We start from the raw sequence: 22,671 nt of genomic DNA on the forward strand, positions 1-22,671 counted from the left end.
AATATTTTAATTCGTTGATGACTAAGTAATTTGTGTTCTATTGTAATGCGAAATACATAACTAAACACAAAAAATTCCACAGAGTTTTGTGCAGCTTTAGTTACAATTAAATATAAAGATAAATATTGGCAAATTTTTAAACGAACAGGAATTTTATGGCGAATTTAAACGATATTATTCAGTGGTGTGAACAGACTTTGGCAGCACGTGAATTTAAGGACTATGCACCGAATGGCTTGCAGATTGAAGGTAAATCCGAGGTCAATAAAATTCTGTGTGCCGTGAGTGCTTCGCAAAGTGCGATCGAAGCGGCAATTGAGCAAGGCGCAGATTTACTGCTGGTTCATCATGGCTATTTCTGGAAAGGTGAAGCCTACCCGATCACTGGTATGCGCGGTAAACGAATTAAAGCCTTAATTCAAAATGATATCTCTCTGGTTGGCTATCATCTGCCTTTAGACAGTCATCCAACTTTAGGCAATAATGCGGCGATTGCAGATTTATTAGAACTGGAAAATATCGAACAGTTGGATCCGAGTGAACGCCATCCGATTGGCAATATTGGCTATTTAAAACAACCGATGAGCCCTGAATATTTTAAAAACCATGTTTCAGAAAAACTTGGCTTTGATGCAATTCATCTTCCTGCGGACAAAACTCAAATCCATAAAGTCGGTTTCTGTACCGGTGGTGCGCAGGATTATATTCATAAAGCAGCGCTACAAGAGTGTGATGCTTACATTTCTGGTGAAGTGAGCGAACGCACCTTCTATGAAGCTCAGGAACTGAATGTACATTATTATGCCTGTGGCCATCATGCCACTGAAAAATATGGTGTACAGCGCCTGGCCAAAGCGATTTCAGAACAGTTTAATATTGAGTATGCTTATTACGAATTAGACAATCCGATTTAATTCTCGCTGACAGCATTTTCCACGAGCTTTATTTATATATTTTCAGGATTTATTGTGTATTGTTATTTATACGCAATGCCCATTTTGTCCGATTATCTATTACAATAAAGCCACTTATTGTTAAAACCCAGCTAAATGCAAGGAATTGAGAACATGACAACCATTACTTTACCAGCATTACCTTATGGCTACGAAGATCTTGCTCCACACATCAGCAAAGAAACTTTAGAATACCATCACGACAAACACCACAATACTTATGTGGTTAACCTGAACAACCTGATCGCTGGTACTGAGCTTGAAGGCAAAACTCTAGAAGAAATCATTACAGCAACTGCTGGTGATGCGTCTAAAGCAGGTGTTTTCAATAACGCTGCCCAAGTTTGGAACCACACGTTCTACTGGAACTGTATGGCTAAAAACGGTGGCGGTAAAGCAACGGGTACTTTGGCTGCAAAAATTGATGAAGCTTTCGGTTCTTACGAAAAATTTTCTGAAGAATTTGCTGCTGCTGCAACCACTCAGTTCGGTTCAGGTTGGGCTTGGTTAGTGGCTGACCAAGTAAACGGTCAACTGTCAATCATGAAAACTTCAAATGCCGATACGCCAATGGCGCACGGTAAAGTTGCAGTATTGACGATTGACGTTTGGGAACATGCTTATTACATCGATTTCCGTAATGCACGTCCTAAATACATCTCTACTTTCCTGGAAAGCCTAGTAAACTGGGATTATGCAAATGCCAAATATGCAGGTGAGCCTGCAGGTGTTGAGAAATAATTCTTTATTTCTTTGCTAAAAAATCACCCATTTCGGGTGATTTTTTTATTTTTAAGCCCCAAATGAATATTTATAAAGCAAACAATTCATTTCTTTACATTAATTGATTGACGACCTTGGGTTTCCTGCCTAAAATGCCGATCAGATTCTCCAATAGCTCAGTCGGTAGAGCGACGGACTGTTAATCCGCAGGTCCCTGGTTCGAGCCCAGGTTGGAGAGCCATCTATTCTTCCATAGCTCAGTCGGTAGAGCGACGGACTGTTAATCCGCAGGTCCCTGGTTCGAACCCAGGTGGAAGAGCCAAAATTCTAAAAAACCCACTCATTGCGAAGTGGGTTTTTTTATATCTGCTTTTTTAAATTGAGATCGGTAGTGATATCTGTATATACAATTAGCTACCTTATATTCTCTGAGCCAGATCACTTATAAAAATTAAGGCTGATAACAATCTGACTGCTCAGACTGTTTACATAAACATAACAGTTTGAACTCCAAGCCTTTTCGACTATTTTTAAAACACTTGATTCAATTTCTTCGGCTTTTTTCTAAAAGTGCCTTGACCCCTTTTCAAATCTCTCTATAATCGCTGTCAGATTCTCCAATAGCTCAGTCGGTAGAGCGACGGACTGTTAATCCGCAGGTCCCTGGTTCGAGCCCAGGTTGGAGAGCCAATCTATTCTCCCATAGCTCAGTCGGTAGAGCGACGGACTGTTAATCCGCAGGTCCCTGGTTCGAGCCCAGGTGGGAGAGCCAAGATTCTGAAAAAACCCACTCATTGCGAAGTGGGTTTTTTTATTCGTCCCTATTTGTGATCTGTGTTTAATTTGAGTCAGTTTATATTTTTTGTGATTGGCTGCCTGGCAACTTTTGCGTTAGTTTGCCTGCTCTTCCCGCATCTGTTCACCCGTCAAAAAAAATTCTATCCGAAGCGTGTGATTACTGCTTTTGAAAGCAGGATGTTTATACGCCTAAAAGAAGCCTTTCCTCATCATCATATTCTGGCTCAGGTTGCCTTTAGCGCCTTGATTACGCATGACCAGATGAACATGCGTAATCAGTTCAATCGTAAAGTTACAGATTTTGTGGTGCTTGATCGTGACTATAATGTACTGACCATTATTGAACTGGATGATCCCAGCCACATTGGCAAAGAGCAGGAAGATGCTGAACGGGATGCTATGCTGATTGCAGCAGGCTATACCGTGATTCGATACACTCAGATTCCAAGCATCAGACAACTGCAAAGAGATTTGAGATAATTTAAGGTAAGGTTACTGCGCTTTCGGATGCAGCTTGGGTTGAATTTGTATCTTGCTCTGCTTTGAGCTTTTCCGCAGCTTCTCGCGCTTCGATGCGCGCAATCATTTCTGCCTGCTGCTGTTTATATTTTTCCTGATTTTTAGCATCACTATTTACCGCAAGAAAAGCCATACTCACCAAAAATATCGGTATACATAATACCAGCGCACCTAAAATTACCAGCTTTTTAACACTGCGGGGCTGCGGCTGCTCAGACATAACAAACCTACTTTAATTTCTTCACTTAATTGCACTGCTCAATATAACAAAATAAAGTCATAGCTCAAGTCTTTGAAAAGTTTTACTGTAAAAAAGGAGCCGAAGCTCCTTTGTAGATCTTAATAACTCTATTCTTTACTTAGCTGGCATATGCTCTTCAATAAATGCAACCAGTTCAGCATTCTTTTCTACAATTGCTTGAGTATGTCCTGCGCCCTCAACCCCTAGGAAAGTCACGTCTGTACCCAAAGCTGCCAAATTCTTTTGCAAAACATCTGTAACATCATAAGGTACTGCCATATCTTCCTTACCCTGAATAATCATGACTGGTACACTGATTTTTTTAGTCGCGGGTTGGTTCTCCACCAAAAATTCTTTCACAGATCTGTTTTGATCAAAAGCATCTATCAACCCCGGATATTCAGCTACTGTTCTTCCAGGATTCTGCCGCAACCATTGATCGATATCTGCACTAAACTCTGTCATTAAATCGCCTAGACACAAGCCATTTTCACCAGTGGTTCCTTCTGCACGCTCAGCAACCAGTTTTGCACTGGATTCAAAAATATTCTGATATACAAAATTTGGCTCATAAGCTTTAATTCCAACTGCCACATATGCTGCATAAGCAAGTAATTCTGAATACACAGCTTTGGCAGTTCCTGCCGGAACAACACCAGCACCCTCGCCCAAAACTAATCGATTTAAAGCTTGTGGGGCAACTGTACCAATAATATAACCTAGGCTGGAGGCTGGTGCCGCAGCAACCGCTGCCTTATAGTTTGGATCATTTCCTGCAAATTCTGCCGTTGCAAGCGAAGCATGCCCCCCTTGTGATTGACCCACAGAAACCCAAGCTCCATTAAATCTATTCCCTTGCTGTTGCTTAAATCCTTTCACTGCATAAATTGCAGATTGTGCCGCACTCTCTAAATGTAAATAAGGATGAATGCCCTGTGTACCCAATCCTTCATAATCAGGAGCAACAATCACATAGCCTTTGGCAAGCAGACTCTCAGCCATGGCTTTAAAGCGTGGGTTAAAAGTATTTCGACTTGGCGCACAACTATCACCGCTCCCTACTGTACCGTGCTCCCAGACAACAACACGCCAACCATCTCGTGGTTGTTGTGTTCGCGGATAAATTACCAAGGCAGTAGCTTCTGCAGTCCTATTCTGTACATTTGGCATGTTATAGTGCATAACCCGAATACTTGATGCTTGAGACATAACATCTTGGGTATACGTTTGTTCACCGAGAAAAACCTGAGGCTGCGGGACAAAGAAATCATTATCATCATCGTTACACGCAGATAAAAATAGTACCGAGGAACACAGCACACCTAACATCAATTTCTTATAACTGTTCTACATATTTCTATCCTTTTATTGTTATTCCCTATCTCTTAATCGAGATCACTCAAAATTAATCATAAAAAAAGCATCCTTTATAGGATGCTTTTGTTGTTATCCGACATACGGTAATTATCTTAGAGCAAACAATATTCCCACAAAAATAATGAGGCCAATCCAACGGTTATGACGGAATGCCCAAAAACATAGCTGTGGATTTTTATCGCGAGTTTTAAACCATTGGTAAATAAAATCAGCAGCAACCAGCAAAAGTGCTAACAAGCCAAATGGAATCAATAAATTTTCCAGCCAAAGTGCAGCACCTATCAATAAAATACTGCTCGCCTGCAAGGTGCTAATGATTGGAATATCATAGCGACCAAACAGAATTGCGGTTGATTTTACTCCAATCTTTAAATCATATTCACGGTCTGCAATCGCATATTGAGTATCGTAGGCCACAGTCCAGGCCAGATTGCCAAAATACAATAACCAGCAGGTCAGATCAGGTGTTTGCCCAACAGCGGTATAGGCCATGGGTATGGCCCAGGAAAATGCTGCACCCAAAAATACTTGAGGCAAATGGGTATAACGTTTCATAAAAGGATAAATAAACGCTAACAGCAAAGCCCCAAATGACCAGTAAAAAGTTTCGATCGGCAAGAAAAATAGCAGACAGGCGCTGGCAGCCACCAAAACCAGAAATACCATCACCGCTTCTTTGGCGCTGATGACTCCGGTCGCTAGTGGTCGGTTTTTAGTACGCTCCACATGCGCATCGACTTTACGGTCAGCAAAATCATTGATGGCACAACCCGCCGCCCGCATAAAAATCACACCCAAAATCATGGGAATTAAAATTTCAATGCGTGGCATCCCCTGAGCCGCGATCCATAACGCCCACAAGGTTGGCCAAAAGACCAGTTCAGTACCAATCGGTTTATCAAAACGACAAAGATAATAATAGGCGCCAAGACGCTCACGCCAGGTTATTGCTTGTGCAGTTGCCATATAAAGTCAAGCCCTTGAATTTTGTATAAAGTGTTCAAATGCCGGTAAAAATGTTTCTTGTACGATAAATTTACAGCCGTGCCAAGTATAGCAGCTCTGACGCGTCCAACCCTCTTCTAAAAGAATGACCCGACGCTGGCAGAGTGGATTCGTCCGTTGAAACAGGAACCAGCCAATTGGCTTAGTCCCAATATGCTGAAAGATTCGGGCTTTTTTTTGCAGGCTTAAAATTGGAAAAATACTCTTTGCTTTCACCCAGGGCGACTGTTCTGAACCATAGAGATAGCTTTCCCGCACCCAGGAAGTATGCTGATGTGACATGTGCATCCATTTGGCATTGGCGAAGCTTAAACGCTGAAAATGCTCTTGAATAGGCTCAACATGAAATTGTCCCTGCGCCAAGCCGGTCAATTGCTGTGTCAGAGAACCTGATGCATACAGCCATGGTTTTAGCTCAGCAGACATAGTGGGCATCAAGGCATGCTGATTTTTAGAAAAATACGTCATGTTTAACAGTTATCTGCTTTAGCAATCACTTCAAATTTGCCTTGGGGTGTTTTAATTAAAATTAAGCCTTCAGCGCTTAAATAAAACTCTTTTGGATAGTCAAATGTAAGTGCCAGTTCAGGATTTTTCAGTTCAACAAACTGTGCTTGTTTATAACCTTCAATGGTACGCCCTACTTCCAAATACGTAACTTCAGAAAAATTTAACTTAAAACCTTGCGCATGGTCTTTAGGATCATTCCAAGGAAAAAATCCGGTATGTTTTTTACGTGGTTTAGTCATAACAATCTAATTCAACATTCTTTGCTTTATATTAACCCAGTATAGAAAAAACCCGCGACATGCGCGGGTTTTTTACAGTGAAATTCTTGAAAGAATTACAGGCTGTAGTACATCTCGAATTCAACTGGGTGAGTGGTCGTGTTTAAACGACGCACTTCTTCAGTTTTAAGTTCGATATAGGCATCAAGCATGTCTTTCGTGAACACGCCACCTTTCAGCAGGTAATCATGATCTGCTTCAAGTGCTTCAAGCGCCATATCCAGGCTATGCGCCACTGTCGGGATTTTCGCTTCTTCTTCAGGAGGAAGATCGTACAGGTTTTTGTCAGCCGCTTCACCTGGGTGAATCTTGTTTTGAATACCGTCGATACCCGCCATCAACAATGCCGCGAAACCGAGGTACGGGTTCATCATTGGATCTGGGAAGCGAGCTTCAATACGCTTGCCTTTCGGGCTTGACACGTAAGGAATACGGATAGATGCAGAACGGTTACGCGCTGAGTAAGCCAGCATAATCGGTGCTTCAAAATGCGGAACCAGACGCTTGTACGAGTTTGTAGAAGGGTTGGTTAATGCATTCAATGAACGCGCATGTTTGATAATACCGCCAATGAAGTACAATGCCATTTCTGAAAGGCCTGCATATTCATCACCAGCAAACAGGTTCTTGCCATCTTTAGAGATCGACATGTGAACGTGCATACCAGAACCGTTATCACCAACCATTGGTTTAGGCATAAAGGTTGCTGTTTTCGCATATTGATGCGCAACGTTCCAAACCGCATATTTAAACTGTTGAACTTCGTCCGCTTTACGAACCATGGTGTTGAAGCTTACACCAATTTCTAACTGGCAAGATGCAACTTCATGATGATGTACTTCTACACGACCTGGGCCCATGATGTCTTCAATTTTGGCACACATATCTGCACGCATATCATGTGAAGAATCAACTGGAGGAACCGGGAAGTAACCGCCTTTTACGCGTGGACGGTGACCAGAGTTACCACCTTCGTAGTCATTGTTGGTTGACCAGGCAGCTTCTTCAGCGATCAATGTATGGCGCGCGCCAGACATATCGATTTCCCATTTTACTTCGTCAAATACGAAGAATTCTGGTTCTGGGCCAAAGAATGCTGTATCACCAATACCTGTTGATTTTAGGTATTCTTCAGCACGGCAAGCAATCGAACGTGGGTCACGGTCATAACCCTGACCTGTAGAAGGCTCAATCACATCACAAGTCACAACAACTGTAGGCTCGGCAAAGAACGGGTCGATGAAACCGGTTTCTGCATCTGGGCGTAAAATCATGTCAGATGCTTCGATGCCCTTCCAACCAGCAATTGAAGAACCGTCGAACATTTTACCGTCTTCAAAAGTATCTTCGTCGATTGTATCTGCTGGGTAAGTCACATGTTGTTCTTTACCTTTAGTATCCGTAAAACGGAAATCGACCCATTTCGCGCCACTTTCTTGGATGAGTTGAAGGACTTTGTTCGCCATGCTCATTTTGCTCCGATGAATTTTTGTTGCACTCGTTACGTGCGTGTTAGTAGTTGGTAGTCATTAAGCAATTACCGTACCAACTATTCAAAGTATAGATAAAATCTTGAAATCTATATAAGAAATCATGAAGTGACAAAAATACTTTGCGACTATTATACTAGTTGAGAAACTAAATGCACTATATTCAGGCATTCTTCATTTATTTTATTTCTGCTTTATTTTTTAGCGCACCTAAATAGTGCAATCACCTATAGAAGTGTATTAAAAACATAGTTTTTTATATAAAATTTGCTACTTTTTCGTGTATTTGTTTAAAAAACACCCATATGTTGCTAAAAAATTGACTGTTTTCTTATGGTCTGAGACAAACAGAGATCTGCAACATGCAGTTGCTCAGTGAATATTTTGAGGCATTTTCTTTAAATATACTTTCTACACCATAGTCTATATAAATTTCTATTATTCAAGTGATGCTTTTTTCAACAAACTTTAGATCAATATTGCTGATTATTTTTAACTTATCAATTTTTCCCTAAAAAATACACAGCCTAAAGTTTCTTTAAGTAAGTCTATTACTTTAAATCATGATTAAAATTTTATTTCAGTTGATACAGATGCTTTTAAAGCAAATAAATTGAGCAAAATTGTTGCGCCGAATACGGCTATTTTTTGCTATGATGAATAGTGCTTTATTTTCACACAATGAAATCAATGATTTAGTCGTGTCACACCCGTGCTTGCAATAAGCGCAAATAAAGTACGATCTGGACAACTTTAGCACAGTTAAGTGCATTAATTTCAATAGGTTACTCATGCTTTTAATGGTCGACAACTATGACTCCTTTACTTACAACATCGTTCAATATTTTGGCGAACTGAATCAAGAAGTAAAAGTAGTCCGTAATGATGCCGTGACATTGGAAGATATAGAGCGATGGCAACCCAAGTATTTAGTGATTGGCCCCGGCCCATGCTCGCCGAGTGAAGCAGGCATTTCGATTCCTGCGATTCAGCATTTTGCTGGAAAAATTCCGTTATTGGGCGTTTGTCTCGGCCATCAGAGTATTGGTCAGGCATTTGGCGGTGACATCATACGTGCCAAACGTGTCATGCACGGCCGTCTGTCGGATATGTACCACAGCGATACCGGGATTTTCAGCAATCTTCCGTCGCCATTTCCTGCAACGCGCTATCATTCCCTGGTGATTGATCAAGCCACCTTGCCTGAATGTCTGGAAGTGACCTGCTGGACCAATGAAGCCGATGGCTCTATGGAAGAAATTATGGGGGTAAAACATAAGACATTGCCGGTCGAAGGCGTGCAGTTCCATCCTGAATCGATCCTGAGCCAGCATGGCCATCAAATCTTTAAAAACTTTCTCGAAATTTATGCCTAAGAACATCTTATGAATATTCAACAAGCTTTAAACAATATTACCAAAAACATTCACCTGACTCAGGATCAAATGCAAGACGTGATGCGTGCCATCATGTCAGGTGAAACCACTGATGCCCAGATTGGTGCCCTGCTGATGGGTTTACGCCTTAAAGGTGAAAGCATTGATGAAATTACCGCAGCCGCACGGGTCATGCGTGAACTGGCTACCAAAATTGATGTCAGTGATATTCCCTATCTGGTCGATATCGTCGGTACAGGCGGTGATGGCCAGAACCTGTTTAATGTCTCTACTGCTTCCACATTTGTAATTGCAGCAGCGGGCGCAACCATTGCCAAACATGGTAACCGCGGCGTTTCGACCAAATCAGGGTCGTCAGATTTACTGGAACAGGCCGGGATTAATCTGGACCTGAATATGCAGCAGACCGAGCGCTGTATCCGTGATGTCGGTGTCGGTTTCCTGTTTGCACCCAATCATCATCAAGCCATGAAATATGCAATCGGCCCACGCAAAGAATTAGGGATTCGCAGCATTTTCAACTTACTTGGCCCGCTTACGAATCCGGCCGGAGTAAATCGTTTAGTGATTGGTGTATTTTCCAATGAACTCTGCCGTCCAATTGCTGAAGTCATGAAACAGCTCGGTGCTGAACATGTGATGGTGGTACATTCACGTGATGGTCTGGATGAAATCAGTATTGCCTCTTCAACTCATGTCGCTGAACTGAAAAATGGCGAAGTCACGGAATGGGAAATTATTCCTGAATCGGTCGATATTGAATCGCAAACCCTGACCGGACTGATTGTGGAAGATTCTGCGCAAAGTCTGGCTTTAATCAAAGATGCACTGGGCAAGAAAAAATCAGACATCGGTGATAAAGCCGCCAATATGATCGCGCTGAATGCCGGCGCGGGTATTTATGTCTCCGGTTTAACCAGCAGCTATAAGCAAGGTGTTGCGCTGGCACATGACATTATTTACGGCGGTCAGGCACTTGAAAAAATGAGTGTGCTGTCTGAATTTACCAAAACCATTAAACAATACGAAGCTTAATTCGGTCAGGAATTTTGATCATGGTGGATATCGCAAATACAATTTTAGGCAAGATTGTTGACCGTAAAACGGAAGAATTTGCTCTACGTTTAAAGCAGAAAAGCTATAAAGATCTGGAAGAGCTGGCTCAAGGTGCATCAGCTGTGCGTGGTTTTGCCCAGTCTTTAATGTCAAAACGTCCGGGTGTAATTGCTGAAATCAAGAAAGCCTCACCATCTAAGGGGATTATTCGTGAGAATTTTAATCCTGCAGAAATTGCAGCACAGTATCAGGATGCAGGCGCAGCCTGTCTATCGGTGCTGACCGATGTAGACTTTTTTCAGGGTGCAGATGAAAATATTCAGATTGCCCGTTCGCATTGTGACCTGCCGGCGCTGCGTAAAGATTTCCTGATCGATCCTTATGGAGTCATTGAAGCACGTGCCTTAGATGCAGATTGTATTTTACTGATTGTGGCATGTCTGTCAGATCAGCAACTGGAAGAAATGTCGAAGACTGCTTTTGAGCATAATTTAGATGTTTTAGTTGAAGTACATGATGAAGCTGAACTGGAACGTGCGCTGAAACTTTCAGATCGCTGCTTGCTGGGTGTGAATAACCGTAATTTAAAAACCTTCGATGTCGATTTAGATACCTCGATTCGTTTAAAGAACTTACTCGATCCCTCTCGCCTGTTAGTCACTGAAAGTGGTATTGCTACTCCTGCCGATGTGGCGATGATGCAACAGCATGATATTCACGCTTTCTTGGTCGGTGAAAGCTTTATGAAACAGTCTCGTCCGGATCATGCTTTCCGTGATTTGTTTGGTGAGCCTGAAGCGGTTTAAAATGTAAATACTCACCTAAGCATTAAAAAAGCCTAATCATGAGATTGGGCTTTTTTATTTTCAATATTGAAAAGTAGATCATAGAATCTCGAGCGTATTTAAAATCCTCAGCAATGTCATGAACGCAATTCAGTTCTCCTTTGTCTATTTTCAGACTATAATTCTTGTAAATTCCGCATCTCCCTTGTTTTTACATTATGAGTAAACACGATTCTTCATTATCTAAAGATCAGTACAACCTGCTGAAATCTTTTAAGAAGCAAATTACACAGCCACAAACGCCTGCGGTCGTTGCTGCACCTGTTGAAAAGACTGTCGAGCAAGAGGCTTTAGAAGAACTGGAATTATTCCGCAAGCAAATGCAGGGCGTGCAAAAAATTGAATCAGGCAATACGGTTCAACTGGACAAACCACGCAAGAAAAAACCGGATGCACAAGTTCTGGCAAAGCGTGCAGCGGCGACTGGCCCGATGGAAACAGATGCCATGGCATTATCGGACACGCAGGCCATGCTCAATCCTGTCGGGAGTCAGGCCAACTTGAGCTATCGCATTGCCACCTTGCAGCATAAAGTGTTTGAAGACTTAAAAGCCGGCAATTTACGCTGGTTTGAAGCTGTGGATCTGCATGGCTGTACCGTGGAAGAAGCGCGTCAGGCGGTGCTACAAATTATCCAGATCGCCAAAGATGAAAACCAGAACGTGATTAAGATCGTACACGGTAAAGGCCCGGAAGCGATTTTAAAAACCTATGTGAATGGTTGGCTGCGTCAGCATCGCGATGTTTTGGCTTTTGTCAGTGCGCCTGAAAAACAAGGCGGTACTGGTGCAGTTCTGGTTCTGCTAAAACGTGCAGAAAAGAATCCAAAGTTTAAACAGTAACCGGTTTTCGCCTCAAAACAAGGCATTGTAAAAGTTTTCTGCTACAATGCCGTCCTTGTTCATTCTCAGTTTAAGTGAATACGTCATATGACTATGCAGCAATCCTACGCAAACATTCTTACTGCCGTTGGCGAAGATCTCAATCGCCCTGGTCTCAAAGATACGCCTGTGCGTGCTGCCAAAGCATTTTCATATTTAACCTCGGGTTATAGTCAGACACTTGAAGAAGTCACCAACAAAGCGGTCTTTCCTTCCGACAACCGTGAAATGGTGCTGGTCAAAAACATCGAATTCTATTCCTTATGTGAACATCATTTATTACCATTTTATGGCCGTGTCCATATCGCCTATTTACCAGAAGGTCATGTCTTGGGCCTGTCCAAATTTGCCCGTATTACTGAAATGTTTGCGCGTCGTTTGCAAATCCAGGAAAACTTGACCCAGCAAATTGCAGAAGCAGTGGCGGAAATCACCAAAGCACGTGGTGTCGCCGTGATGATTGATTCTGCACATATGTGCATGATGATGCGTGGTGTGGGCAAACAGGAATCGACCACACGTACAGTCTCTTTTATTGGTGATTTTAAAACTGATAAAGAAACCCGCCGTGAGTTTTTAAGTGCAGTGCCAGAAAGCTACTAAGCCTTAAAAGCCAATTATTTAAAGCCTCGATCATTCGGGGTTTTTTTAATTTCTTATAAACTGCTCTGGTCAGAGAATATCGATATCACAGCTGCTGTTGACCAAATTTGCATTCGTTATACTTGCAGCTAAACAATTGCTGCTTATCTTTGCAACAAGCCTACATTTAGATACATGATAAAGTTTTAATCCAGTTAGTCCTCGCTTAAAGTAAATTGACGTTGATATACAGCAAACAGCTTTATATCTTTCTGCTTGATTTTTAATGACAAGGAAAATGACCATGGCGAATAGCAAAAACAATCAGGACAAAGACAGCAAGAAATCTGCAAAAACTGCTAAAAAGACGCAAGATGAAAAACTGAAGAAGTCGAACAAAAGCAGTGACAAGGACAGCGATCGCAAAGTCAGCAAAAAAGCTGAAAGTGCTAAATCTAAAGCAGCATCTTCTAAAAAAGAGAATGCCAGTAAAGATGAAAAAGTAAAGGCGAAGAAAAGTGCGAGTTCTAAAGGCAGCGATAAAGCCAAAGACCTGAAAACATCTTCAGCGAAAAAACCGGCTAAAGCGAAAAGCAGCAATAAGAGCAAAGATGAAGACAGCAAGACGAAAAAATCTTCTTCAAAAAAATCAGCACCGGCCAAAAAGCAGTCAAGCACTTCGTCCAAGAGCAAGTCTGATAAAGCCAAAACCTCGAAGACCAGTTCGAAAAAGTCAAAGTAAAATCCAAGCCCCATGACTGGGGCTTTTCTTGATCCTGATCTCGGGTGAGTAGATCAGTAGAATTATTTTATATTTTTTAGTGTGTTCTTTATTGAGTGATACCGACCCTTCTAAATATAAGGCAAAGATATGAGTCCAGCAGCCAAAAATCCGCCGCCAAAACGTCAGTCACGGGTGGTGTCGAATAGTTTTGATTATTCTCTGGACTTCGAAAAGATTAATTTTCGCAAACGGCCCGAGTTGTACCGAATTGGCCGAGGAGAACAAGGCGTATTATTGGTGGAGCCTTATAAATCTGAAATTCTGCCGCACTGGCGCTTTGCGGATGAAGAAAAAGCCCAAGCCAGCAGTGACAAAATTTATCAGCTATTCCTAGCTTATTTAAAACAAGATGATTTTATCGGTGCGGACATGGCACGCAAGTTTTTACAGATGGGTTATACCCGTGCCCGCCGTTACGCCAACCATAAAGGTGGTAAAAAATATGATGGGCCGGTTCCGGAAGATAAGAAAGGCTTAAGCGGCGCACATGGCCGTTCAGAATTGCCACGCAGCCACGAAGATCCGGTCAAAGCAGCGGCCGCCAACATTTTTAAACAAAAATGGAATGATGCGAAAAACCATCCAGACTATATTCAGCAAAAGCGAAAATTTCAGGAATTTATCCAGCAACACATGGCAGATGAATAGAACTTTTAAGCTAGCTGGATCATTGCTGCCCTACCGGATTTGAGGGCGACTGTGCCATATAGACCCGGTTACGACCGGTATTTTTCGCCATATACAGTGCGGCATCCGCAGCATCCAAAAATCGCTGATAATCCGGATGCCCGTCATAGAGCGTACATCCAATACTGATCGTGATTTTAAACTGTTGTCCTTGCGCGGTTTTAATCATGCCATTTTCAACATATTTACGAATACTTTCGGCAATACTTAAGGCACGTTGTTTATCTGTATCGACCAGCAACAATAAGAATTCTTCCCCACCGACCCGGAAGGCATAATCACTGCCCTGACTGTATTTTTGCAGCGCTTCGGCAATAAATTTAAGTGCCAGATCACCTGCGGCATGTCCAAATTTATCATTGATACTTTTAAAGAAATCGGCATCCATCGCAAGTAAAGACAAAGGTGTATGATTTTTACGGGAAAAAGTGATTTCACGGGAAATCACCGTATTTAAATAACGGCGATTTAACAACTGGGTCAATGAATCATTGCCTGATTCAATATATTCCGCAACCTGAAATAACTGATCGACCAGCAGTTGAATTTCACGGTTTAAGTCACGGATTTGTTGAATCAGCCCCAAGACATTATTTTTATCCGTACAATCCATGATGGTCTGATTAATTGCATCAATCTGATAAATCCGCTCAATGATTAAATCGACCTGGTCCGAACCGGTAAAAGCATAAGAGGCTTTATGGATAAACCATAAACCGAACTCGGATTTGGACAACATCGGATGCTTTAAATTGTCAGGGCTCGAAAAGACCTTGAACATCAGTTCATTTTCCCAGTCCAGCAATGAGCTGCGCTGTTTGTCTTTTTGTACCGCTACATCCTGCATGGCTGAAAAAACACGGTAACTGTGTTTGATTTCCTGATTCACGGCTGTTTTGGCTTCATAAGAACGGCACATGATTTCTGTGGCAAATCCCATGATTTGCACAATATAACTGCAGGCGGTCAGCATGCTGTTTTGAGAAGATGCTTGCAACAGTTCAAAAACCTTGCGTTCAATTTCACGGACACCGCGCATGATTAACCAGGAAGGGATACCGACTCGGGCATGTACATGTCCAACCATCGCCTGCTTTTGTACGGCTTGCGCATAACTCTTGTTGATCGGTACGCTAAAACTTTCTGACAGCCATTGAATCAAAGTATTACGCAAACGCTGCTGAACCATCTGGTCGGTCAGGAACTGGGCCGATTCTTTTTCTAAGAGCATATTCTTATAGAATTCTTCGACCAGAATAACAGAATGTTCCTGAACAAAATGAAATGCATGCAATAGATCATCTGCTGAATAATTCTGACAGATCTGCCTCCATTGTTCGGCCAGCATTGCCATGCATTCATTATTCATACGCCCCATTCCCCAAAACACTGCAATTTGCACTAACATTATGTGACAAATATAACAAAATTCGGGTGCATTAACTAAAATATCGACAAGATTATTCCAATTATACTGATCGATGATTCACAGGAAAAGTTTCGTAAACTAGCCCTTAAAATATATAAGCCGTTTAAAAATAACGGATCAGGCCCAAACTCCATTGATCCCAGTCTTTCGCCTGTTGTTGCTGATATTCCCAAGACAATCGAACCGCATTCTGTGCAGTAAAGGCATATTGCAATTGGGTATTTAGCTTCAGATGCCAGCGATGCGAATCTTCCCAATAAGGCAGTTCCACTTGCACCAGACTGTTGATCTGATCAGTCCAGATATTCTGGCAGCCCAAAGTTGGCCCTGCTCCTACGCGCCAACCCTGATCGAGCGCCTTGCCCGCCTGAACGTGAGTTTGCATTTGTGCATAGCACAAATGTTCGCGGCTCGCATTTGCCCAGCTATAGCCCGCTTGGGTCTTAAAACCGGCGACGCCATGCTGTTGCTCTTCGCTAAACTGGCCATGACGGTCTAAGGCTTCCTGTGTCCAGCCCAGATTAAAACCCCAAGATAAGGGCGTATTAAATGGATTAATCGGGTTATAGGAATTGACGGCCAGTAAATCCAGATGTTCCAGTTTGAGTTCACTATTACGATATTGTAATGCCCCATCCAGAAACAGCAGTTGTGTGCCGGTACGCAAACCACCCTGTGGATCGATTAAATCATGATAGGCATGCCGATGCCCAAGCTGAACAAAGGATTCACCCTGAACCTGTCCGGCCTCAAAACTGATATTTCGTGCATGATGACTTTGTACTGGATCTGTTTTCGGACGCTCAGGTGCTTGACGCTGTTTCTCGATAGCCAGCTGACTTCTTAAGCCCAATAACTTGCGAAAACGTGGCTGGGCAAAGGACTCATCTACTTTCTGTCTGAGAAAATCCAGATATAGATGATCATAGGCCATTTCCAGCACTTTGGCCTGATCCTCTGCCGGATAAGTTTGCAACATTGAAGGCATGGTACCTGTTTCTGCATAAGCCAGCTGATGAGCCTTTTTTGCCAAAGCTTTGCCATGCTGTCTAGATTGAGCCAGCAACTGTGTTTCCAGGGCAGGACGATAAACTTTCTGTTTGATCAAGCCCTGCTGTTCTACCACTTTCAAGGTTTCGATCGGAATGGCAGTCGAATTAAACTGTTTTTGTAAATTTAACTCAGGACGCACCAGATCAAATAACCCCAGCAAGCGATAAGCACAATTATCATTGATAAAATAATAAGGGAAACTCACCTTTTGCATTTCCCAAAGATGCTGCACCAGAAACCGGGTCTCTTGTGGAGTTAAATTTAATTCATATTCCCATAAATCCCGGCTTTCAAAGTCGCCATATTCTTTGACCTTGCGATAATACGGCATCAAGGAATATTCACCCGGATATTGTCCGGTCAGCCCTTTCCAGGCAAATGACCAATTGTCATTGCTATCGACGGTTGCGGCATAGTTGACGGCATAGGAAATCAGGTTGAGCTGCTGTTGATCTTTGGGATCTAGACGCAACAAGGTATGCCCGAACATCGAACTGGGATTACCCATAAAATCTGTGGCATAAATCAGCGTGGCCTGATAGGGCTTGACCTCAGCAATCCATTGATCAAAATCCGGACAACTCACTTCAGGCAATTGCTGTTCGGAAATATCCAGCTGCTGCATTAACCAGCTGCTTCGGGCCGGAAACTTACAACGGATGGACTGATTCGGTTCTGCACTGCCAAATAAGGCCTGAATATTATGCTGTATTTCTTTTTTGAGATCAGTCTTTCCCTGCTCTGCCAGAAAATAGCCTGAATAATCGACCTCGCTGTGGCCTTTAGAATTGGCATACATCAGACGCTGCCAGGTGGTGCTCTGATCCAGACGTTTGCTTTTGGCCTGATCGAGATAATGCTGGATATCCGGATTAATTTCGTTTGCAAAACTTAAGGGACTGAAGGCCAGACCCAACATGAAGAACGCATATTTCATTCAGTTAACTTATTCTCGTCAATTTCTTTGAGTCATAAGAAAAACCCTGCCAGAGCAGCAGGGTTTTCAAAGTGCGGATCAGATATAAGATTTCAATACTTCATCTTTGGCCATCACTGTTTGTAATGAACTCAGAACTTGAAGGGTATTCTGGTTTTGTTCGGAATAGATTTCAGCAAAATTCTGCTTGGAAATGTTAAAAAAATGGCCTTTGTCTTCAGATTTGATATTCAGAAGTTCGGCCAGAACATTCAGGCTTTCACCTTCACCCACTGCCATATCACGCGCCAGTGCTTCAGCATTTTCATTGGTAAAAGTCACCACTTGAGCGGTGACTGTTCCACCCTGGCTACAACCCAAAGTACCAAACGTGATCCCGAGCCATTGATTCGTGAAAAGAACGTTGGTGGTACCTGCTAAAAGTTTAGGAATAATACCAGTCTGACCGGCCCACACCTGACTTCCGATACCACAGCCGACATCTCGGTCAGCCATTGCCATACTTGAACCAGTCGCTAATACTGCCGCCAGCATAATTTTTTTCAACATACTTATTCTCCAGTTATTCTCATGCAATCTTTGTTATTACTCTCATTATGTAATTTGACTTACACACTCAGCAGAGTAGCGATAAGTCAGGTTTGGCGCAATCGAAAAAATGCATGCTTTACATAAACATAACCTGAATAATTCCATTACTCTTTCAGCGTCCAGTCGCCATGTAAATTGCGCTGCCCTAAAATCTTCAGTACCAAGACCAGACTCAGCAATAACAACAAATACCAGGACCCGAGTTTGCCCCAGCCCACCATATGCCATTGTTCAATCTGACTTGGATAGAGCCAGATCTGATAAAAGGTACTGATGTTCTCGGCAATCCAGATGATAAAGGCCAGCAGCAGCAAGATCGGTAACATTGGCAACTGAAAAGCGTGCTGATTCAACTGAAAACGAATTTTAGTTTTCCAGAACATCAGCACGCTCCAGACAAATAAAAGCATGCGATAGTCAGGAATAAAAAACTTGCTCATAAAGTTGATATAAGACAACACCGCCAGCAGCAACATATGGCGAAAGCCTGGCAACTTTTCAAATGAGACCTGATATAAACGCAAGGAACGCGCAAAAAAACTGCCGACCGCAGAATACATAAAACCGGCAAATAAAGGCACGGTCATAATTTTAAAGATTGCCGGTTGTGGATAATACCAGGAGGCAATCGCAGGATGGGTCAGAAAGATTTCCATCACCATGGCCATGAGATGAAACAGCGCAATCACTTTGGCTTCGGCCCAGGATTCCAGTTTGGTATAAAGCAGCAGCACCTGAATGAGCAGGGCAAAAAATAACAGATAGTCATAACGGTAAAAACCGTAAAACAGATCACTGCCCATGGCAGCAGTGAGTGCAAACGCCAGCAGGAGTAGAATCCCAAATAAGGCAGCCGAAGCTGCCTTATAGGTAAATTCAAACCCTGATTTGAATAGATCGATCAAGGTTTAAATCCTAAAGATATTTAGCACTATACTCATGTACGGTATCAATAAAGGCTTTTGGATTGGCTGGATCGACCCACTGGGTAATGCCGTGGCCGAGGTTTGCTACATAACCGGTTTTTTCACCATTGGCATAAGCATCATCCAGCATGGCTTTGGTCGCCTTAATAATAGTTTCCGATGAACCATATAAGGTCGCAGGGTCGAGGTTACCCTGAAGCGCAGCACGACCCGCAACGGTTTGACGTGCTACATCCAGTGGTGTGGTCCAGTCCAGACCAAAGGCATCTGCGCCTGTAGCGATCATCGGTTCCAACCACTGACCGCCACCTTTGGTAAACAGAATTACTGGAATCTTGCGGCCATCTTTTTCACGGTGCAAGCCAGTAACAATCTTCTTCATATAGTTGAGCGAGAATTCAATATATTCACGATGTGCCAGTGCGCCGCCCCAACTATCAAAAATCTGTACCGCTTGTGCACCTGCATCAATCTGCGCATTCAGATAATCAATCACGGCATCGGCTAGACGTTCCAGCAAAGCATGCAGCACTTCAGGCTGTGCATACATCATATTTTTGGTGAAGCGGAAATCTTTGCTTGAACCGCCTTCTACCATATAAGTCGCCAAGGTCCACGGACTGCCAGAGAAACCGATCAGAGGAACCTGGCCACCCAAGGCTGAACGAATGGTCGACACTGCATTCATCACATAATCCAGATCCGATTTTGCATTAAAGGCTGGCAGATTTGCGACATCCTGCTCGGTACGGACAGTTTTATGAAATTTAGGCCCTTCACCCACTTCAAAATACAATCCTAAACCTAAAGCATCAGGCACTGTCAAAATGTCAGAGAACAAAATCGCGGCGTCCAGATCATAACGGCGTAAAGGCTGTAAGGTCACTTCACAGGCCAGTTCAGTATTTTTGCAAAGAGAAAGGAAATCTCCTGCCTGAGCACGCGTTGCGCGATATTCTGGTAAATAACGGCCCGCCTGACGCATCATCCATACCGGAGTGGCATCTACAGGTTCACGCAACAAGGCGCGCAGAAAACGATCATTTTTTAAGGTCGTCATTTACTTTCCTATCTATCTTTGATATTCGCCATATCATAACAAAAAGGTTGTATTTTTAATAACTTCTGCTGACTTTAAAAACCGATCAGCTTAAGCGACCAAATGTGATGTTTTACACAAAACAACTACTGCATCTCCACATTTTTTCTGTAATACTTATAGTGTTTTTTCACATTTTTAAAGAAATAATTTTAAGGTTGATTTACATGTTCGTTCGCACAATGCTCGCTGTGAGTTTAGGTTGCATTTTCGCAGGTACTGTTTTTGCTGCGTCTACTGCTGAACAACCATTGAACCCGCAAGTTGTTACCGATGTTTCAGTCCAGGATCCTATTGATCCACTCGCGACTGAAGCTTCAGCCGCCCAAGCACCGGCTGAAGCTTCAGTCGCCCAAGCACCGGCTGAAGCCAAAATTACGGCGCAAGAACAACAAGACTTAAATCAGGCCTCTGAAGCACTGAATGAGCTACAAGATACCGAAGATCAATCTGCCGACATTGGTGCAGCGCCAAATACCAAGGCCCCGACGAACTCTGCTGCGACCAAAGCTTCGTGGACTTTAGACGGCTTAAACAATGCCCAGTGGTATGAAAACATTGGTGCAGGTCAATTTCCGGTCTACGCACGTGCACATGTCATGCTCAACAATGCCCACGCTTCACCGGGTGCGATTGATGGTACCAGCGGCAAGAACACACTGAAAGCAATTGCCTCTTTCCAGCAAATGAATGGCATCAAGCCAAATGGCGTACTGACGCAGGAAACCTGGGACAAACTGGTGGCACGTCAGGGTTCCAAGCCGACCTTTGTAGAGTACACCATTACTGAAAAAGATCTGGCAGGACCATTTGCCAAATCGATTCCTTCAGATTATGCGCTACAGGCTAAAATGAAAGGTTTGTACTACACTAGCGCATCTGAAATGCTCAGTGAAAAGTTCCATATGGATGAAAACTTCCTGAAGAAGTTGAATCCAGGTGCTAATTTTAACAAAGTCGGCCAAAAGATTCTGGTGACCAATGTTCGTAATGAGCTACCAGAAGGGATTCACTTGATTGTTGCACATAAAGGTGCCAAACAACTGTACTTATTTAACAGTAAAAATCAAATGATCGGCTCATTCCCTGCAAGTATCGGCAATACCAGTACGCCTTCACCAACGGGTACTTATAAAATCACCGGCGTTGCACCAAATCCTTGGTATAGCTACTCGCCAAGTAACTTTGTTCAAGGTAAAAACACCAAACCACTGTCTCTACCACCAGGTCCAAACGGCCCGGTCGGTAATGTCTGGATTGGCCTCAACAAAAAATCATTTGGTATTCACGGTACACCGAATCCGTCCATGATTTCTAAATCCTATTCACACGGTTGTATCCGTCTGACCAACTGGGATGCCAATGATCTTGGCCGTAAAGTCAAATCTGGCGTAACTGTTCGTTTCCTGGAATAATGATCCATAAAATGCTTTGAATAAAATGGCCCGCTTTTCAGTGGGCTTTTTTATGACTTGATTTTAAGCTGACATATCGTTGCAAAAATGCAATGATATGTCGCCCATTTGAGATTTTTTTGAGCTTAAAACAACAGTATGATGATCTCAAGTTGAAAATAAGATCGAGATGAAATCATGAAAGCTTTTCTACATCCTAGCGAAAATCGTGGTCATGTAAAAATGGGCTGGCTGGAGTCTAAGCACAGCTTCTCATTTGGTAACTGGTATGATCCCAAGTATATGGGGATCAGTGCCTTACGTGTTATTAATGACGATTTAATCGCTGGGCATCAGGGTTTTGGAACCCATCCCCATGACAATATGGAAATCCTGACCTGCGTACTGAAAGGAACCATTACTCATCAGGACAGCATGGGCAATCATGGCGGCATTGCTGCCGGTGAATGGCAGCTCATGAGTGCCGGAACAGGTATTCGTCATAGTGAAATGAATCAGGGTGATGAACAGGTACATTTACTGCAAATCTGGATTATTCCCAATGAACAGGATGCCAAACCGAATTATCAGCAAATTCGCCTGGATCCGCATGAGCAGCCCAACCAGTGGCATTTGATTTGTGGACCGAATGGCAATGCGCCGATGCATATTCGTCAGAATGCTGAAGTCAAAACTGCGGTAATTCAGCAAGGTCAAAGTTTGCAAGTGCAGGCCACCCAGCAGATCAATTATATTCATGTAGTTTCTGGCACTGTGCAGATTGCAGAACATAGAGTTGAGGCGGGTGGTGCAATTGCTTTTCTGGATGACTCAGCGATTCAAGCCATCGATGATGCGCAAGTGATCTGGTTTGATTTACCAGAAGTGCCTCACTAAGTTTTAAGGCTCTCACCCATCATGGCTATTAATCACTTTGATGAATAGCCATTTTTTATGAATCGAGAATAAAAGCAGACAGAAGCTTTATCAGAAGATAATTTTTTAAAAACAGCTATAAAAATCACACCAATTCACATCAGTTTTTTACTTAAAATTCTGGCATTTCAGGCGAAGATGAAGCTGATTCATTTCTATTGAATGAACGCATCGCGAATG

The 22,671-nt window shown here is 42.8% G+C and carries 23 protein-coding genes and 4 tRNA genes; 16 read left to right on the forward strand and 11 right to left on the reverse strand.

Annotated elements, in window-relative coordinates; all coding sequences use genetic code 11:
- Window positions 1–155 precede the first annotated feature (155 nt).
- The 7 genes from FTU40_RS01020 to FTU40_RS01050 all read left to right on the forward strand — a co-directional run bounded on the left by FTU40_RS01020 (window position 156) and on the right by FTU40_RS01050 (window position 2,954).
- On the forward strand, window positions 156–914 hold the full coding sequence (locus tag FTU40_RS01020) for a Nif3-like dinuclear metal center hexameric protein (protein WP_180039434.1): 759 nt from the start codon (window positions 156–158) through the stop codon (window positions 912–914).
- 153 nt (window positions 915–1,067) lie between these two features.
- The gene (locus FTU40_RS01025; RefSeq protein ID WP_180039436.1) at window positions 1,068–1,694 is read left to right on the forward strand and encodes a superoxide dismutase; all 627 of its coding nucleotides are present in this window, start codon (window positions 1,068–1,070) and stop codon (window positions 1,692–1,694) included.
- Between the two features lie 147 nt (window positions 1,695–1,841).
- Window positions 1,842–1,917: transfer RNA gene (locus FTU40_RS01030), tRNA-Asn, on the forward strand.
- Between the two features lie 5 nt (window positions 1,918–1,922).
- Window positions 1,923–1,998, forward strand: a tRNA-Asn gene (locus FTU40_RS01035).
- Window positions 1,999–2,290: 292 nt separating this feature from the next.
- Window positions 2,291–2,366, forward strand: a tRNA-Asn gene (locus tag FTU40_RS01040).
- Between the two features lie 6 nt (window positions 2,367–2,372).
- Window positions 2,373–2,448 (forward strand) — tRNA-Asn (locus FTU40_RS01045).
- Between the two features lie 62 nt (window positions 2,449–2,510).
- Complete coding sequence (locus FTU40_RS01050; RefSeq protein ID WP_034608591.1) at window positions 2,511–2,954, forward strand: DUF2726 domain-containing protein; 444 nt, start codon at window positions 2,511–2,513, stop codon at window positions 2,952–2,954.
- A 1-nt stretch (window position 2,955) separates the two neighbouring features.
- Here FTU40_RS01050 and FTU40_RS01055 read toward each other — a convergent pair whose 3' ends face one another.
- From FTU40_RS01055 to glnA, 6 genes are all read right to left on the reverse strand, one after another.
- On the reverse strand, window positions 2,956–3,213 hold the full coding sequence (locus tag FTU40_RS01055) for a hypothetical protein (RefSeq protein WP_005096421.1): 258 nt from the start codon (window positions 3,211–3,213) through the stop codon (window positions 2,956–2,958).
- 135 nt (window positions 3,214–3,348) lie between these two features.
- On the reverse strand, window positions 3,349–4,563 hold the full coding sequence (locus FTU40_RS01060) for an alpha/beta fold hydrolase (RefSeq protein WP_180039438.1): 1,215 nt from the start codon (window positions 4,561–4,563) through the stop codon (window positions 3,349–3,351).
- Between the two features lie 135 nt (window positions 4,564–4,698).
- Window positions 4,699–5,577: a 4-hydroxybenzoate octaprenyltransferase gene (gene ubiA / locus FTU40_RS01065; protein WP_005096418.1), complete on the reverse strand. Its 879-nt coding sequence runs from the start codon at window positions 5,575–5,577 to the stop codon at window positions 4,699–4,701.
- A gap of 6 nt (window positions 5,578–5,583) precedes the next feature.
- Window positions 5,584–6,051, reverse strand: a complete 468-nt coding sequence (locus FTU40_RS01070; protein WP_159515955.1) for a chorismate lyase — start codon at window positions 6,049–6,051, stop codon at window positions 5,584–5,586.
- A 35-nt stretch (window positions 6,052–6,086) separates the two neighbouring features.
- Window positions 6,087–6,365 carry a hypothetical protein gene (locus FTU40_RS01075; RefSeq protein WP_074383029.1) on the reverse strand — a complete coding sequence of 93 codons (279 nt, stop codon included), beginning with the start codon at window positions 6,363–6,365 and terminating at the stop codon, window positions 6,087–6,089.
- Between the two features lie 95 nt (window positions 6,366–6,460).
- A complete protein-coding gene (glnA, locus tag FTU40_RS01080; protein ID WP_180000831.1) occupies window positions 6,461–7,876 on the reverse strand; it encodes a type I glutamate--ammonia ligase in 1,416 nt (471 codons plus the stop codon).
- Window positions 7,877–8,685: 809 nt separating this feature from the next.
- On the opposite strand from glnA, the gene FTU40_RS01085 reads away from it, so the two are divergent.
- The 7 genes from FTU40_RS01085 to FTU40_RS01115 all read left to right on the forward strand — a co-directional run bounded on the left by FTU40_RS01085 (window position 8,686) and on the right by FTU40_RS01115 (window position 14,087).
- A complete protein-coding gene (locus tag FTU40_RS01085) occupies window positions 8,686–9,270 on the forward strand; it encodes an aminodeoxychorismate/anthranilate synthase component II (protein ID WP_005096412.1) in 585 nt (194 codons plus the stop codon).
- A 9-nt stretch (window positions 9,271–9,279) separates the two neighbouring features.
- The gene (gene trpD / locus FTU40_RS01090) at window positions 9,280–10,326 is read left to right on the forward strand and encodes an anthranilate phosphoribosyltransferase (protein WP_180039440.1); all 1,047 of its coding nucleotides are present in this window, start codon (window positions 9,280–9,282) and stop codon (window positions 10,324–10,326) included.
- Window positions 10,327–10,346: 20 nt separating this feature from the next.
- Entirely contained in the window at window positions 10,347–11,153 is an 807-nt protein-coding gene (trpC, locus tag FTU40_RS01095; protein WP_180039442.1) for an indole-3-glycerol phosphate synthase TrpC, read from the forward strand.
- A 197-nt stretch (window positions 11,154–11,350) separates the two neighbouring features.
- Window positions 11,351–12,034, forward strand: coding sequence for a Smr/MutS family protein (locus FTU40_RS01100; RefSeq protein ID WP_180039444.1), 684 nt, complete (start codon window positions 11,351–11,353; stop codon window positions 12,032–12,034).
- Between the two features lie 93 nt (window positions 12,035–12,127).
- Window positions 12,128–12,676, forward strand: coding sequence for a GTP cyclohydrolase I FolE (folE, locus tag FTU40_RS01105; protein ID WP_005096407.1), 549 nt, complete (start codon window positions 12,128–12,130; stop codon window positions 12,674–12,676).
- Between the two features lie 283 nt (window positions 12,677–12,959).
- The gene (locus FTU40_RS01110) at window positions 12,960–13,397 is read left to right on the forward strand and encodes a hypothetical protein (protein WP_005096405.1); all 438 of its coding nucleotides are present in this window, start codon (window positions 12,960–12,962) and stop codon (window positions 13,395–13,397) included.
- Between the two features lie 129 nt (window positions 13,398–13,526).
- A complete protein-coding gene (locus FTU40_RS01115) occupies window positions 13,527–14,087 on the forward strand; it encodes a DUF4385 domain-containing protein (RefSeq protein ID WP_005096404.1) in 561 nt (186 codons plus the stop codon).
- A gap of 19 nt (window positions 14,088–14,106) precedes the next feature.
- Here FTU40_RS01115 and FTU40_RS01120 read toward each other — a convergent pair whose 3' ends face one another.
- The 5 genes from FTU40_RS01120 to hemE form a co-directional block, all read right to left on the reverse strand.
- Entirely contained in the window at window positions 14,107–15,495 is a 1,389-nt protein-coding gene (locus FTU40_RS01120; protein WP_074383032.1) for a diguanylate cyclase, read from the reverse strand.
- Between the two features lie 163 nt (window positions 15,496–15,658).
- A complete protein-coding gene (locus FTU40_RS01125) occupies window positions 15,659–17,545 on the reverse strand; it encodes a DUF4105 domain-containing protein (RefSeq protein ID WP_180039446.1) in 1,887 nt (628 codons plus the stop codon).
- A 78-nt stretch (window positions 17,546–17,623) separates the two neighbouring features.
- Complete coding sequence (locus FTU40_RS01130) at window positions 17,624–18,094, reverse strand: DUF3015 family protein (RefSeq protein ID WP_100355239.1); 471 nt, start codon at window positions 18,092–18,094, stop codon at window positions 17,624–17,626.
- A 146-nt stretch (window positions 18,095–18,240) separates the two neighbouring features.
- Complete coding sequence (locus tag FTU40_RS01135) at window positions 18,241–19,041, reverse strand: DUF817 family protein (RefSeq protein ID WP_005096399.1); 801 nt, start codon at window positions 19,039–19,041, stop codon at window positions 18,241–18,243.
- A gap of 10 nt (window positions 19,042–19,051) precedes the next feature.
- Entirely contained in the window at window positions 19,052–20,122 is a 1,071-nt protein-coding gene (gene hemE / locus FTU40_RS01140; RefSeq protein ID WP_005096398.1) for a uroporphyrinogen decarboxylase, read from the reverse strand.
- Between the two features lie 206 nt (window positions 20,123–20,328).
- Between hemE and FTU40_RS01145 the strand changes: the two genes are divergently transcribed.
- Both FTU40_RS01145 and FTU40_RS01150 read left to right on the forward strand, forming a co-directional pair.
- Window positions 20,329–21,576 carry a L,D-transpeptidase family protein gene (locus tag FTU40_RS01145; protein ID WP_180039448.1) on the forward strand — a complete coding sequence of 416 codons (1,248 nt, stop codon included), beginning with the start codon at window positions 20,329–20,331 and terminating at the stop codon, window positions 21,574–21,576.
- A gap of 177 nt (window positions 21,577–21,753) precedes the next feature.
- Window positions 21,754–22,452: a pirin-like bicupin family protein gene (locus FTU40_RS01150; RefSeq protein ID WP_100328769.1), complete on the forward strand. Its 699-nt coding sequence runs from the start codon at window positions 21,754–21,756 to the stop codon at window positions 22,450–22,452.
- Window positions 22,453–22,671 lie beyond the last annotated feature (219 nt).

The organism is Acinetobacter sp. YH12100 (genome assembly GCF_013419135.1).
Classification (GTDB): Bacteria; Pseudomonadota; Gammaproteobacteria; order Pseudomonadales; family Moraxellaceae; genus Acinetobacter; species Acinetobacter pseudolwoffii.

What these genes read in the sequence shown, in the direction of transcription:
- hemE (WP_005096398.1), bottom strand. Translation starts at nt 20,122, where the DNA reads ATGACGACCTTAAAAAATGATCGTTTTCTGCGCGCCTTGTTGCGTGAA.
- FTU40_RS01150 (WP_100328769.1), top strand. Translation starts at nt 21,754, where the DNA reads ATGAAAGCTTTTCTACATCCTAGCGAAAATCGTGGTCATGTAAAAATG.
- trpD (WP_180039440.1), top strand. Translation starts at nt 9,280, where the DNA reads ATGAATATTCAACAAGCTTTAAACAATATTACCAAAAACATTCACCTG.
- FTU40_RS01085 (WP_005096412.1), top strand. Translation starts at nt 8,686, where the DNA reads ATGCTTTTAATGGTCGACAACTATGACTCCTTTACTTACAACATCGTT.
- FTU40_RS01075 (WP_074383029.1), bottom strand. Translation starts at nt 6,365, where the DNA reads ATGACTAAACCACGTAAAAAACATACCGGATTTTTTCCTTGGAATGAT.
- FTU40_RS01115 (WP_005096404.1), top strand. Translation starts at nt 13,527, where the DNA reads ATGAGTCCAGCAGCCAAAAATCCGCCGCCAAAACGTCAGTCACGGGTG.
- ubiA (WP_005096418.1), bottom strand. Translation starts at nt 5,577, where the DNA reads ATGGCAACTGCACAAGCAATAACCTGGCGTGAGCGTCTTGGCGCCTAT.
- FTU40_RS01130 (WP_100355239.1), bottom strand. Translation starts at nt 18,094, where the DNA reads ATGTTGAAAAAAATTATGCTGGCGGCAGTATTAGCGACTGGTTCAAGT.
- folE (WP_005096407.1), top strand. Translation starts at nt 12,128, where the DNA reads ATGCAGCAATCCTACGCAAACATTCTTACTGCCGTTGGCGAAGATCTC.
- FTU40_RS01025 (WP_180039436.1), top strand. Translation starts at nt 1,068, where the DNA reads ATGACAACCATTACTTTACCAGCATTACCTTATGGCTACGAAGATCTT.
- FTU40_RS01020 (WP_180039434.1), top strand. Translation starts at nt 156, where the DNA reads ATGGCGAATTTAAACGATATTATTCAGTGGTGTGAACAGACTTTGGCA.
- FTU40_RS01060 (WP_180039438.1), bottom strand. Translation starts at nt 4,563, where the DNA reads ATGTTAGGTGTGCTGTGTTCCTCGGTACTATTTTTATCTGCGTGTAAC.
- FTU40_RS01100 (WP_180039444.1), top strand. Translation starts at nt 11,351, where the DNA reads ATGAGTAAACACGATTCTTCATTATCTAAAGATCAGTACAACCTGCTG.
- FTU40_RS01055 (WP_005096421.1), bottom strand. Translation starts at nt 3,213, where the DNA reads ATGTCTGAGCAGCCGCAGCCCCGCAGTGTTAAAAAGCTGGTAATTTTA.
- FTU40_RS01125 (WP_180039446.1), bottom strand. Translation starts at nt 17,545, where the DNA reads ATGAAATATGCGTTCTTCATGTTGGGTCTGGCCTTCAGTCCCTTAAGT.
- FTU40_RS01145 (WP_180039448.1), top strand. Translation starts at nt 20,329, where the DNA reads ATGTTCGTTCGCACAATGCTCGCTGTGAGTTTAGGTTGCATTTTCGCA.
- FTU40_RS01110 (WP_005096405.1), top strand. Translation starts at nt 12,960, where the DNA reads ATGGCGAATAGCAAAAACAATCAGGACAAAGACAGCAAGAAATCTGCA.
- FTU40_RS01070 (WP_159515955.1), bottom strand. Translation starts at nt 6,051, where the DNA reads ATGCCCACTATGTCTGCTGAGCTAAAACCATGGCTGTATGCATCAGGT.
- trpC (WP_180039442.1), top strand. Translation starts at nt 10,347, where the DNA reads ATGGTGGATATCGCAAATACAATTTTAGGCAAGATTGTTGACCGTAAA.
- FTU40_RS01120 (WP_074383032.1), bottom strand. Translation starts at nt 15,495, where the DNA reads ATGAATAATGAATGCATGGCAATGCTGGCCGAACAATGGAGGCAGATC.
- glnA (WP_180000831.1), bottom strand. Translation starts at nt 7,876, where the DNA reads ATGAGCATGGCGAACAAAGTCCTTCAACTCATCCAAGAAAGTGGCGCG.